Origin of the sequence: Hyphobacterium vulgare (genome assembly GCF_042643335.1) — a bacterium.
Lineage (GTDB): Bacteria > Pseudomonadota > Alphaproteobacteria > Caulobacterales > Maricaulaceae > Hyphobacterium > Hyphobacterium vulgare.
Map to the genome: position 1 here is coordinate 167,246 of NZ_JBHRSV010000016.1, position 12,066 is coordinate 179,311.

Sequence of the window (12,066 nt, forward strand, 5' to 3'; positions counted from 1 at the left end):
ACAGCGGAACCGAAACGGGCGCTGGAGACATCCGGCGCCCGTTTTCATTGTATCTGCGGGCGTTTGGCCCTCCCCCTTGAGGGGAGGGGGAAGTCAGTCCTCTAGTCCTTCACCAATGCCCCGATCGCCTGGGCGATCATACGCGCCTCGGCTTCGCGGGCCGACCCCTTGCGCCAGGCGACGCCGATCTCCCGGCCGACGATCGGCGGGTCGAACGGGATCACCGACAGGTCGAGGCCTTCGGTCAGCCCGCCCTCGACCGCGAGACTGGGCAGCAGGGTCACGCCGAGGCCCGAGCGCACCATCTGCGCCAGCGTGTGCAGGCTGGTCGCTGCGAAATCATTGCGCACCGAGGAATCGGCACAGACGCTGACCGCGTGATCGCGCAGGCAATGCCCGTCCTCGAGCAGCAGGAGCTTTTCGCCCGCCACATCCGAAAGGGTGACGGTCTTGCGCGCCGCCAGCCTGTGGTCATGCGGTGCGGCGAAGAAGAATTCGTCCGGCCCCACCGAAACGGTCTCGATCGCCGTGCCCTCATAGGGCAGCGCGATGAGCGCCGCATCCAGCCGCCGGTCCTTCAGCGCGTCATACAGCCGCCCGGTCAGATCCTCGCGCAGGAAAAGCTCCAGTTTCGGGAAGCGTTTGCGCAGCGCCGGAACGACCTGCGGCAGGAGGAAGGGTGCAATCGTCGGGATCACGCCGAGCCGGAAGGCGCCGGTCAGCGGCTCGCCCGCCGCGCGCGCGGCCTGGACCAGGTCTTCAGCCTCGGTCAGCGCCTTGCGCGCGCGTTCCGCGGCGACTTCGCCGGCCGGGGTCAGCGTCGCGCCCCGCGCCCCGCGTTCGACCAGGATCACGCCCAGAATGCCTTCCAGCTCCTTGATCGCGGCCGACAGGGTCGGCTGCGTCACGAAGCTGGCCTCGGCGGCACGGGAGAAACTGCCATGCTCGGCCAGGGCCAGCAGGAAGGAGAGTTGGCGGAGGGTCGGAAGCGTCGCGCTCATGGGTATCGAATATAACTATACCGGCACAAAAAACAATTCATTGGATAAATGTTGCGATTGCGAACATATCAGCGTCGAGAGTGCGGCCGCCAGACCCTCCCACTGATGTCCGGCGTGCCGCGTTTCGCTGCGAAATCAAGAGGAGAATCCCATGCTGGGCGTTGGCGAGAAGCTTCCCGCATTTGAAGTCACCGGCGTGAAGCCGAAATTCAACCACCACGAGGAAAACGGCGAGTCGGCGTTTGAGCCGATCACCGAATCCTCGTTCGAGGGCAAGTGGAAGATCATCTTCTTCTACCCGAAGGACTTCACCTTCGTGTGCCCGACCGAGATCAAGGCCTTTGCCGACCTCGCGGGCGAATTCGAAGACCGCGACGCCGTCGTGCTCGGTGGTTCGGCCGACAACGAATTCTGCAAGCTGGCCTGGCGCCGCGATCACAAGGACCTGAACAGCCTGCCGATCTGGAATTTCGCCGACACCACCGGCTCGCTGATCGACGCGCTGGGCATCCGTTCCGACGAGGGCGTGCCGCTGCGCGCGACCTTCATCGTCGATCCGGAAGGCACCATCCAGCACGTTTACGTGACCAATCTGAATGTCGGCCGGAACCCGGAAGACACGCTGCGCGTCCTCGACGCGCTGCAGACCGACGAACTGTGCCCGTGCAACCGTCAGGTTGGCGGCGAAACGCTGGCGGCCTGATCGCCGTCTGACATGATCGCACCGGGGCGGTGCTGGCGGGATCCCCCGTCCTGACTTGCCCTCCAAGCACGCCGGCTCGTTCCGGTGCGACGCCTTCCCGGACAATCGGAACCCGAAGCTTCGCGCGCCCGCCGCGCGGACACGATGGAGTGCGCCATGAGCCTGGACACGCTGAAAGACAGCCTTCCCGACTACGCCAAGGATTTGAAGCTGAACCTGTCGAGCCTCGCCCGCGAGACGGTGCTGGCTGACCAGACCAAGTGGGGCACCTTTCTGGCTGCCGCCCACGCGACCGGTGAAGCGGAAACCCTGAAGGCGCTGGCCGCCGAGGCCGAGGCCAAGCTGTCACCCGAGGCCCTGACCGCGGCGAAGGCCGCTTCCGCCATCATGGGCATGAACAATGTCTATTACCGCTTCCTGCACCTCGTGAAGTCGGCGGACTACAAGCAGCTTCCCGCCAAGCTGCGCATGAATGCGCTCGCCAATCCGGGCGTCGACAAGGCCGACTTCGAGCTCTGGTCGCTTGCCGTCTCGGCCATCAATGGCTGCGGCATGTGCATCGAGAGCCACGAAGCCGAGGTCCGCAAGCACGGCGTCACCGCCGAACAGGTCCAGGCCGTGGTCCGGATCGCCAGCGTCGTGAATGCGGTCGCGGCCGTGAAACGGGCCGAAGCGGCCTGAAATGCGTACGGCTGAACGCCGTTTATCACCACAACATTTTGTGTATGGGGCCCTGCGGGGCCCCATTTTCTTTGCGGCAACACTCTGTTTCGCCGCGTCAAAAATCGTGTGCGACAGAATTTTGACAGTTCTGTAAAATGTCCGTATAGTCACTAATTATGAGATCGCTCAACAACGCCCATAACGCAGCCCACCTGCCTCATCGCCACGGACACGACACCGGGGTGGCAGCGGATTCGCGGCGTTTCTTCTCGTCGAATACGTGCCGCGATGCCGAGCATTATCCTGATTTCAGCTGGTCGCGTGTGCTTTCCAGCCTGCTCGGAGCCGTGGTCCTGGTGATCGCATCGCTGGTGCTGGGCCGGATCGAGGCGGTGGGCGGCATCGCCGTCCTGCTCCTCCTCGTCGGCGTGGTCTGGACGGGGCTCTCCCTGCGTGTGCTGGCGATCAAGCTGACCACCGGCAAGGATCGCAGCGCAGCCTGACGGTCGCACCGGTCGCCATCTTCCTCCGCTGATTGACGCGCCACCTTCACACCTTAGTGTGACGGCGACGATCCTGTGCGCCGGGGAGGGCGATATCCATGAATTGGTGGTTTGGCGTCACGCTGTGGAAGCGTGTCCTCGGTGCCCTCATCCTCGGCATCGCGTTTGGTCTCCTGATGACACAGCTCATGGGGCAGCAAGCTGCGGCCGCCTGGCTGCACGCCTATGTCCAGCCGGTCGGTGATCTCTTCATCCGCCTGATCCGGATGATGGTCGTGCCGCTGATCTTCACGACACTGGTCGCCGGTGTCGTGGCGATGCGCGAACCGGCAAAGCTTGGCTCCCTGGGCGCCAAGACGATCATTCTCTACCTCGTGACCACCTTTTTCGCGAACCTGATCGGCCTGTTTTTCGGCACGATCATGCGCCCCGGCGAAGGGGCGTTCGAAACGGTGAGTGCTGCCGAGGCGGTGCCGACCAGCACCGAGGCACCATCCATCGTCGAACGCCTGATGGGCGTGGTCCCGGACAATCCCGTCGCCGCGCTCGCCGATGCCGACGTGCTTGCCATCATCTTCTTCGCCATTCTCTTCGGTGTCGGCATCCTGATGGCGCGCGAAAAGGGCGAAGTCGTCGGGAAATTCTTCGACAGCGCCTCGGACGTGGTGCTCAAGGTCACCCACATCGTGATGGAAGTCGCCCCGTTCGGCGTGTTCGCGCTGATCGCCTATACCACGGCGGCCTACGGGCTGGAGGCCTTCGCCTCGATCGGCTGGCTCATCCTGGCGGTCTATCTCGGACTGCTGACCCACATGATCCTGATCTATGGCGGCCTGATCCGGATTGTGCTGCGGCTGCCGCTGATCCGCTTCTTCCGCGGCATCACGGACGCGCAGGCAGTCGCCTTCTCGACCTCGTCCAGCTCGGCGACGCTACCGGTCACCATCACGAACGTGACCGAGAATCTCGGCGTGAAGCGGTCCGTTTCCGGGTCGGTCCTGCCGCTCGGCGCCACCATCAACATGGACGGCACCGCGCTCTATCTCGGCATTCTGGCGCTCTTCACCGCCCAGGCCTTCGGCTATGAGCTGACCGCGCTCAACTATCTCCTCATCGCGCTGACCGCGGCGATCGTGTCGATCGGGGCTGCCGGCATCCCGTCCGCCTCGCTCTTCCTTCTGGCCATCGTGCTCGACACGTTCGGGGTGACGCCGGAACATACCGCGCTGATCGTCGGCTTCATCCTGCCGGTCGACCGGGTGATGGACATGGCCCGCACCGTGGTCAACGTCACCGGCGACGCCGCGGTCGCGGTCACGGTCGCGAAATGGGAAGGCGAGCTGGACGAGGAGACCTTCCGCGCCCCGGCCACGGTGTGACGCCAGGAATCGGTCGCGGGTGCGGCAGTGCCGGGTTCGCGATCCCGGCTGATCAGAAATTCCGCCCGACATGAAGGAAGACCGACGTGTTGCCGCGTTCGCGGCCGGTTTTTCAATGTCGGTCCGCGCGGCATTGATCCGCAGCGGTCAGGGGAACGTATCGGGTGTGAGCGCTGTTCAGGGATCGTGGCCATGAAAATTCTCCAACTCCTCCCCTTCGTGGCTGCGCTCGTTCTGGCCGCCCTGATCATCTGGGCGGCCGGCGCGGGTGACTTCATGGGCTTCGGCGCGGTGCTGTTGTCGGATCCCTGGGGCGTGGTGACGCTGGCCGATCTCTATATCGGCTTCCTGTTCGCCGCCCTGATCATCTGGTTCAGTCACGACAACAAGCTCGTCGCCATTCTCTGGATCCTGCCCCTGCCCGTGCTCGGCAATGTCTGGACCGGGATCTGGTTCGCCATCCACCTGCCGCGCATTGTCCGGGCCCTGCGGGACGCCCGGCGCGGCAATACCGCTGGCGCCTAGGGCCGAAATCGTCAGACTTTGCGGATGCGTGTTCTGCGTGACTTCGCGCTGACGGCCCTTATTGCCGGGGCCGGGCTCTGGCTGTTTCTCGGTCCGGGTGCGGTCCCGTTCGCAATGCTGGCCGGCACCCTCGTCGCCTGGGACAATGCGCGGCGGCGTCAGCTGCGCGCTTCCGGCTTCTCCATCAGATAGCACAGGCAATCATCGCGGATCGCGCGGACCGAGGTCGTCAGCATCACCGGCGTGACATCGCGCTTCAGCACAACCCGGTCGCCTTCGATGGTCAGAAAGCGATCCGTCAGGTCCCGTCCGGTCTCGTCGATGACCGACAGCGGACAACGCCCGTTCGGCAATCTCGCAAACACACTGCCGGCCGGCCGTTCAAAGAAATTCCACTTCTCCAGATTCGCCGGCAATTCCAGATCAGCGTCCGTCCCCGCCTCGAAACTGATCTCCACGTCCGGGGCCACTTCGACCCGGCCGGTGATCTCGTAGAGCCTGAGCGCCCGGTCCTCCTCCGAATGCCAGTGATCGAGATGCAGGACCGCCATCAGGAAGTCGAAGCCGGCCTCGCCGCCCTGCGCGTCCCGGGCCTGGCCGCATTCTGCGGTGACCGAGGGACAGAGCGGCCGCATCGCCAGCGACATCATCGCCGGCGGGGTCAGCGTCAATATGGCGTTGGGCGAGAACAGGCTGGCGAGATGCCGGTCCTCGGGCCCGAGCCCGTGCACCAGCGTGTAATGCGGATTGGCTCCGGTATTGTTGTGAAAGTCGATCGCCGCAAAGGGTCTGGCGGCCGCCAGCTCCGCCTTGATCGTCTCCGCCATCGCATGCAGCGGCGTGGTCCCGCCGGCCCACAGCCGGTTGAAGTCGGTGTCGGCCGACAGCCGCCGCACGCCGGCTTCCGCCGCTTCGACATTGCCGACGAAAACCCACAGCGTGCGCGGCAGGGGATGGGATTCCATCCAGGCCTTCAGCCGCTTCAGCACATCGAGCCCCACCGTCTCGTCGCCGTGCTGCATCACGGCGATGAAGACCGGCTCGGGGCGGCGGCCGTCGAGCTGGATCAGCGCCGGGCGCGGAAACACCGACCGTATCGTCCGGCCGGTGACGCCGTTGAGGTCGGGCAGGGCGGTGAGGCGGTCGAAGACAGATATGGCCGACAAGGGATGCCTAAGGTTGATTCGTAAGAATGAGTTACTTATATATTGCCCATACCCGCTGACGGCGTGCCGTCAGCTCAAAGGCCGCACCGGAGTAATCTGGGCGGCCTTTGCGGTTTCCGGGGGTCGCGATGCGGGTTGCTGTCTATGTCGACGGGTTCAACCTTTATTACAGGGCGCTCAAAGGGTCCGCTCATAAATGGTTGGACCCGGTCAAGCTCGCCAGAAGCCTGCTTGGTGACGATGACGATATCGTCTTGCTTCGATATTTCACGGCTCGAATAAGCCCGAGAGCAGGTGACCCCGATGCCCCCCGGCGTCAACAGATCTATCTGAGTGCGCTCGCCACCCTGCCTGAAGTTAAATTCCACTACGGCCGATTCCTGTCGAAAACAAAAGTCAGGCCATTGGTTGCCGAGCCTGAACGATACGTCGAAGTATTTGATACCGAGGAGAAGGGGTCTGACGTCAATCTGGCATCGTATCTTCTCCATGATGGGTTCAGCGATCGATACGATGTCGCGCTCGTTGTCTCCCAGGATACCGATCTGTGTGAACCGATGCGGCTGACGCGCGATCATCTTCAGAAGACGGTTGGTCTTGTCTGGCTGGATGGAAAGCTTCCGGGCAAGCGTCTCAAAAGCGTTTCGTCCTTTGTCCGTCATGCAACGCCCTCGCGGCTTGCCTCCGCGCAACTGCCTGAGTCGGTTCTCGGCCGGAACGGGCATTTGCTCCGTCGTCCACTGGAATGGACGGCCGGCTAAGCGCATTTCCTTGACTCCCCCGCCCCGCGCGCGTATGTCCCGCCGCCTACAGCGCAAGCGTCATCGCTTGCCTTGACCAGCCCGACGAGGCTGGCGAGGTCCCCCGGTCAGCGAAGTTTTCGCCCACCGGGGTGCGATAGCCATTGCGCGATGGGCAACTTGACCGGGGTCGCATGTTCGACGCGCTGACAGAACGGCTTTCAAAAGCCTTCGATAGCCTGACGGGCCGCGGCATCCTGTCGGAGAAGGACGTCGACGCGGCGCTGCGCGAGATCCGCGTCGCGCTGCTCGAGGCCGACGTCGCCCTGCCGGTGGTCAAGGACTTCGTGACGAAGGTGCGCGAGCGCGCCATCGGCGAGGACGTCATCAAGGCCGTCGCGCCGGGCCAGCAGGTCGTCAAGATCGTCCATGACGCGCTGGTCGATTTGCTGGGCGGACCCGGTGAACCGGAAGGCCTGTCGCTCGAGGGCGAGCCGCCTGTCGCCATCCTGATGGCCGGTCTGCAGGGTTCGGGCAAGACCACCACCGCCGCCAAGCTGGCGCGCCGCATCCAGAAGACCGAGAAGAAGAAGGTTCTTCTCGCCTCGCTCGACACGCGCCGCCCCGCCGCGATGGAACAGCTGCAGCAGATGGCCGCACAGGCCGAGGCCGGCTTCCTGCCCATTGTGCCGGGCCAGACCGCCGTCGAGATTGCCCGCCGCGCGATGAATGCCGGCCGGCTGCAGGGCTATGACGTCGTCATCCTCGACACCGCCGGCCGCACCTCGATCGACGAGGAGCTGATGGCCGAGGCGAAGGCGATCTCCGACGTCGCCCGCCCGCGCGAGACGCTTCTGGTCGCCGACGCGCTGACCGGCCAGGACGCGGTGGAGACCGCGCGGCGCTTCAACGAACGCCTGCCGCTGACCGGCCTCGTCCTGACGCGGATGGACGGCGACGGGCGCGGCGGTGCGGCGCTCTCCATGCGCCATGTCACCGGCCTGCCGGTGAAATTCGTCGGCGTCTCGGAAAAGGTCGACGGGCTCGACGTGTTCGACGCGTCCCGCATGGCCGGACGCATCCTCGGGCGCGGCGACATCGTCTCGCTGGTCGAGCGCGCGGCGGAAGACGTTGACAAGGAAAAGGCTGAACGCCTCGCCAGGAAGATGGCGAAGGGCAAGTTCGACCTCGAGGACATGGCCGACCAGTTCGCCCAGATGCAGAAGATGGGCGGCCTGGCCGGCATCATGGGCTTCCTGCCGGGCATGAACAAGGCGGCGCAGGGCCAGATGGCCGCCGCCGGTCTCGACGACAGGATGCTGAAGCGCCAGGGCGCGATCATCTCCTCCATGACGCGGGAGGAGCGCCGCAAGCCCGACCTCCTCAAGGCCTCGCGCAAGCGCCGCATCGCGGCGGGTGCCGGCGTCGAGGTTCAGGACGTGAACCGCCTTTTGAAGATGCACCGCCAGATGGCGGACATGATGAAGAAGGTCGGCAAGAAGGGCCCGAAAGGCCTGATGGGCGGCCTGACGCCGCCGGGCGGCGGCCCGAACCCGGAACTGATCGAGCGCATGCGCGGCGGCGGCAAGGGCGGACAGGGCGGCGGCCTGCCCGGTCTTCCCGGTTCGGGCTCGACCAACACGCTTCCTGGCCTGCCCGGTGGCGGCACGCCGCCGCTCGGGCCAGACGGCCTGCCGATCGGCTGGGGCAAGAAATGATCCTGCCCGCGCTGATACTCGCGCTGATGGTTCAGGCGGCCGAAGATGGACCGCAACCCATCGAACGGCAGGAGCCGATGTATCCGGCTGTTGGCGCGCAATTCGGTATACAGGCCAATTGCCGCGCCCGCTTCGACGTGACCCCGCAGGGCCGGGCGGAGAATATCTGCGTGGCGTGCGGAACGACCGCGCCCGCCGATCTGCCGTCGAGCGCGGCCGATTACGTGGCCCAGCAATTCATCAATGCTTCGCGCGATGCGATGGCCGCGTGGCGCTACACCGCAGCGCCCGAAACCCGCGTCGGCGTCGAAACCCAATTCGTCTTCCGCCTCATGGAAGATGACGGAACGCCAATGGAGGGAGATGTCGACACTCCTTCCCTCGACACCTGTGACTCGAACCGAATTTCTTATCTCTCAACTCAAACGCCCCAAGCCCAAGGACTGAACTGACATGGCACTGAAAATCCGTCTCGCCCGTGGCGGCGCGAAGAAGCGTCCCTTCTTCTCCGTCGTGATCGCCGACAGCCGCTATCCGCGCGATGGCCGCTTCATCGAGAAGATCGGCACCTACAACCCGATGCTCCCGAAGGACGGCGAGCGCGTGAAGATCGACATCGAGAAGGCCCGCGAATGGTACAGGAAGGGCGCCCGCCCGACCGACCGCGTCGCCCGTTTCCTTGCCCAGCTCGATGGCGAGACCTTCGCCTGGGAAAACAGCAACAATCCGAACAAGGGCAAGCCCGGCCAGAAGGCGCAGGAACGCGCCGCCGAGAAGGCCGAGAAGGAAGCCGAGCTGAAGGCCGCCGCCGAGGAAGCCATGAAAGCCCCGGCCGAGGAAGAAGCCCCGGCTGAGGAAGCCGCCGCCGAAGAGACCCCGGTCGAAGAAGCCGCTGCTGAGGAGGCTCCGGCCGAAGCCGCTGCCGACGAAGACAAGAAGGAAGGCTGAGGCCTTCCAGATAGGCAACGCCCTCCCTCCCCTTGATGGGGAGGGTGGCGCGAAGCGCCGGGTGGGGTGAGCGTATAAACCGCCACCCCCTCCGCCCCGGAACACGTCCGGGGCACCTCCCCCATGAAGGGGGAGGAGGGAAGACAGGCCCAATGACCGACCCGCTCGTCTGCATCGCCGCCCTGAAAGGCGCCCACGGCGTGAAGGGGGAGGCGCGCGTCCTCAGCTTCACCGAGAACCCCGAAAGCTGCTTCGCCTACCGCCCCTGGCGGGACGCGGCGGGCAAGCCATTGCTGACGCCGAAACGCTGGCGGCCAGGCAAAAACGAATTCATCGTCACCTTCGAGGAAACCTTCCAGCGCGAGGCGCTGGACGCGATGAAGGGCACGCTTCTCTACGTCCCGCGCTCGGCCCTGCCCGAACCCGAGGAAGACGAATTCTACCACGCCGACCTGATCGGCCTCTCCGTCCTTGATACGAACGGAACGCCGATGGGCCGGATCGTCGCCGTGCCCGATTTCGGGGCGGGGGCCCTGATCGAAATCGACGGCCCGGACGGGGTCTTCTTCCACCCCTTCACCCGCGATGCGGTGCCGGAGATCGACCTCGATGCCGGCCGCTGCGTCATCCGCGTGCAAGACGCGGAGGAATAGACCCCTCACCCTCCCCAACCTTCGCCTTCGGCTCAGGCCGGGTCCCCTCCCTCTCCCTTGAGGGAGAGGGAAAGACGTACGGCCCTGAAAGGGACGCGCGTCAGGGTGAGGGGGTTATCTCGAATCTAACCCTGTAAATCCGGGTTCGACGGGTCGAGCCAGCGCGCTCGCTCCAGCAGGTCCTTCATGGCCGACGGGTCGTCCTTCGCCCGCACGATCAGGGCGGCAAGCTCGCGGTCGCGGTCGAGCCGCGTCGCCGTCTCTTGATAGAGCTTTCCGGCCAGCGCATCGCGCTCGCTGAGATGGGGCAGGATGGCGGACAGATAGGCGCGGGCCTCGTCCGCGATCCCCGACGCATCGGCGGGACCGTCTTCCAGTATCGCCGCATAGTCGCCGAGATAGTCCGCCACCGTGTTCGTGAAGGGTGCCTCTTCGCGGACCCGCGCCGAGACCCGGGCCGCATCGTCCCAGTCGAGCGCGGCGATCGCTGCTTGAAGCACCCCCTGGTCAGGCGGGTCGTTGATCACGGCGATGCCGAAATTCTCCGACCGCAAGGCGCCGAAATTCGCCGTGGTGACCAGCGGGCCGATCCGGCCATAGTCGGCGAGCATGACGGCGCAGCCCGACGCCATCGCCTCGATCGCAGCGCGCCCCTTGGCAAAAGCCAGACCGTAGCGGGGCAGTTCCTCTTCCGGTGCTCCGAGGACTTTCCCGGCCCGGCCGGCGTGGTCGAGCCGCATGCCGTGGGCGGCACAGGCCGCGCGAAAGGGCAGCAGGTCAACCGGCTGGGCGATGTTCGAGAACAGCAGCGCTCGCGTCTTCCGGTCCGCATCATTCGCCGCCGGCTCTCCCCGATTGAACCGCGCCGCGTCGAAGCCGTTCAGACGCATCACGATCTGATCCGCGGGAATACCCGCGTCCAGCAGTTTCCGGCGGCAGGCTTCGCTGACCGCGGCGTAGCGGCGGATGTTGGAAAACCGCGCCAGCGGCGCTTCCTGCCAGGGCAGGACGCCGTGGCAAACGAACAGCGCCGGCGTCGCCGGGAAGGCAAGGCAGGCCAGCGCCGTCGTATGGTGGTGATGGCCGTGCAGAATGTCCGGCGCGTCGAACCCTTCGAGCGTGTCCGTGACCGCGATCCCCGCTGCGCTGATCTCCGCGGCCACTTCGCCCAGGACCGGGGCAAAGCAGACCGGCGCATGCCCGGCGGCTTTGAGGCCAAGCGCCAGATCGCGCACATAGAGTTCCGTTCCGGCGCGAGCGTCGAGCCCGTGATTGGTGATCAGGATTCTCATGCCGGGACCATCATTCCGGCCAGCACGGGGCGGAGATGATCGCGATACGACAGCGCCGTTCTGTACTTGCCCTCGCGCACCCGTTTCAGGCCATGGCGCTCGAAGAAGGGAGCCTCGCTCGTCCACCGCGCGTCATAGGCGTCCCAGCCCGGCGCGGGCCGGAGAATCTCGTCCGCCTGCGCCTGTTCACCATAAAGCGCCAGCAAGTGACCGGTTTCTTCCGCGAGCATTGTTCCGGCGAGTGCAGCGTATTGGCGGACGAAGGCCAGCTTGCGCGCCAGCGCCGCGCCGTCGAGCGACCAGACGCGGCAATCCTCCGGCTTTGCGGAGCCGAAATCCCCCGGATCGCCATCGAGCGCGATGTCATAGACCTCGATCCCGAGCGCATGGCCCAGTTCCAATGCCATGAAATGGCAGAAATCGTGGGCCGGATTGTAGCCTTCCGCGGAATCCGTGATCAGGAAGGCCGGGAGCAGGCGCGTCACATGGGCCGTCAGGTCACGGCGCAGCTCGTCGATCACCGCATTGTCCCGGTTCAGAAGCGCGGCATAGAGCGCCGCATCCGGGATGAATGGAAACGGGACTCGATCCGGCAATCCCGCCTCGGCGAGGAGGTCCGTCGTCAGCGGGATTCGCGAAACGCCGGTCGAGCCCGACGCATCGGTGAGATAGAGGCAGGACGCCTTCAGGTCGCCGAGCGCATGCAGGATGCGCAATTCATGGCCGGGATGGGCAAAGATGGCCAGGGGGGCATTCGACGGCTGCATGAACTCGC

At 65.3% G+C, this 12,066-nt stretch carries 15 protein-coding genes; 11 read left to right on the forward strand and 4 right to left on the reverse strand.

Annotation, left to right across the window (positions count from 1 at the left end):
* Nucleotides 1-101: 101 nt before the first annotated feature.
* Complete coding sequence (locus ACFOOR_RS08980; protein WP_343164551.1) at nt 102-1,001, reverse strand: hydrogen peroxide-inducible genes activator; 900 nt, start codon at nt 999-1,001, stop codon at nt 102-104.
* Between the two features lie 151 nt (nt 1,002-1,152).
* Here ACFOOR_RS08980 and ACFOOR_RS08985 point away from each other — a divergent pair, with 151 nt between their 5' ends.
* From ACFOOR_RS08985 to ACFOOR_RS09010, 6 genes are all read left to right on the forward strand, one after another.
* Nucleotides 1,153-1,704, forward strand: a complete 552-nt coding sequence (locus tag ACFOOR_RS08985) for a peroxiredoxin (RefSeq protein WP_343164552.1) — start codon at nt 1,153-1,155, stop codon at nt 1,702-1,704.
* Between the two features lie 156 nt (nt 1,705-1,860).
* Entirely contained in the window at nt 1,861-2,385 is a 525-nt protein-coding gene (locus ACFOOR_RS08990; protein ID WP_343164553.1) for a carboxymuconolactone decarboxylase family protein, read from the forward strand.
* Nucleotides 2,386-2,609: 224 nt separating this feature from the next.
* Nucleotides 2,610-2,870 carry a hypothetical protein gene (locus tag ACFOOR_RS08995; protein WP_343164554.1) on the forward strand — a complete coding sequence of 87 codons (261 nt, stop codon included), beginning with the start codon at nt 2,610-2,612 and terminating at the stop codon, nt 2,868-2,870.
* Nucleotides 2,871-2,968: 98 nt separating this feature from the next.
* Nucleotides 2,969-4,249 carry a dicarboxylate/amino acid:cation symporter gene (locus ACFOOR_RS09000; RefSeq protein ID WP_343164555.1) on the forward strand — a complete coding sequence of 427 codons (1,281 nt, stop codon included), beginning with the start codon at nt 2,969-2,971 and terminating at the stop codon, nt 4,247-4,249.
* Between the two features lie 192 nt (nt 4,250-4,441).
* A complete protein-coding gene (locus tag ACFOOR_RS09005) occupies nt 4,442-4,774 on the forward strand; it encodes a hypothetical protein (RefSeq protein ID WP_343164556.1) in 333 nt (110 codons plus the stop codon).
* Nucleotides 4,775-4,798: 24 nt separating this feature from the next.
* Nucleotides 4,799-4,966: a hypothetical protein gene (locus ACFOOR_RS09010; protein WP_343164557.1), complete on the forward strand. Its 168-nt coding sequence runs from the start codon at nt 4,799-4,801 to the stop codon at nt 4,964-4,966.
* Here the strand turns inward: ACFOOR_RS09010 and ACFOOR_RS09015 are convergent.
* A complete protein-coding gene (locus ACFOOR_RS09015) occupies nt 4,933-5,940 on the reverse strand; it encodes a succinylglutamate desuccinylase/aspartoacylase domain-containing protein (protein ID WP_343164558.1) in 1,008 nt (335 codons plus the stop codon). The genes ACFOOR_RS09010 and ACFOOR_RS09015 overlap by 34 nt on opposite strands.
* A 128-nt stretch (nt 5,941-6,068) precedes the next feature.
* Here ACFOOR_RS09015 and ACFOOR_RS09020 point away from each other — a divergent pair, with 128 nt between their 5' ends.
* The 5 genes from ACFOOR_RS09020 (at nt 6,069) to rimM (ending at nt 9,999) form a co-directional block, all read left to right on the forward strand.
* Nucleotides 6,069-6,701, forward strand: a complete 633-nt coding sequence (locus ACFOOR_RS09020) for an NYN domain-containing protein (protein ID WP_343164559.1) — start codon at nt 6,069-6,071, stop codon at nt 6,699-6,701.
* Nucleotides 6,702-6,874: 173 nt separating this feature from the next.
* Complete coding sequence (ffh, locus tag ACFOOR_RS09025) at nt 6,875-8,398, forward strand: signal recognition particle protein (protein WP_343164560.1); 1,524 nt, start codon at nt 6,875-6,877, stop codon at nt 8,396-8,398.
* The gene (locus ACFOOR_RS09030) at nt 8,395-8,850 is read left to right on the forward strand and encodes a hypothetical protein (RefSeq protein WP_343164561.1); all 456 of its coding nucleotides are present in this window, start codon (nt 8,395-8,397) and stop codon (nt 8,848-8,850) included. Before ffh ends, ACFOOR_RS09030 begins: the two co-directional genes overlap by 4 nt.
* Nucleotide 8,851: 1 nt before the next feature.
* Nucleotides 8,852-9,346, forward strand: a complete 495-nt coding sequence (gene rpsP, locus ACFOOR_RS09035; RefSeq protein WP_343164562.1) for a 30S ribosomal protein S16 — start codon at nt 8,852-8,854, stop codon at nt 9,344-9,346.
* 152 nt (nt 9,347-9,498) lie between these two features.
* On the forward strand, nt 9,499-9,999 hold the full coding sequence (gene rimM / locus ACFOOR_RS09040) for a ribosome maturation factor RimM (protein WP_343164563.1): 501 nt from the start codon (nt 9,499-9,501) through the stop codon (nt 9,997-9,999).
* A 125-nt stretch (nt 10,000-10,124) separates the two neighbouring features.
* Here rimM and ACFOOR_RS09045 read toward each other — a convergent pair whose 3' ends face one another.
* Together ACFOOR_RS09045 and ACFOOR_RS09050 are read right to left on the reverse strand one after the other, a co-directional pair.
* Nucleotides 10,125-11,291 (reverse strand): glycosyltransferase, encoded by a 1,167-nt coding sequence (locus ACFOOR_RS09045; RefSeq protein WP_343164564.1) that lies wholly within the window; start codon nt 11,289-11,291, stop codon nt 10,125-10,127.
* Nucleotides 11,288-12,058: a hypothetical protein gene (locus tag ACFOOR_RS09050; RefSeq protein ID WP_343164565.1), complete on the reverse strand. Its 771-nt coding sequence runs from the start codon at nt 12,056-12,058 to the stop codon at nt 11,288-11,290. The genes ACFOOR_RS09045 and ACFOOR_RS09050 overlap by 4 nt, the downstream gene beginning before the upstream one ends.
* Nucleotides 12,059-12,066: the final 8 nt, after the last annotated feature.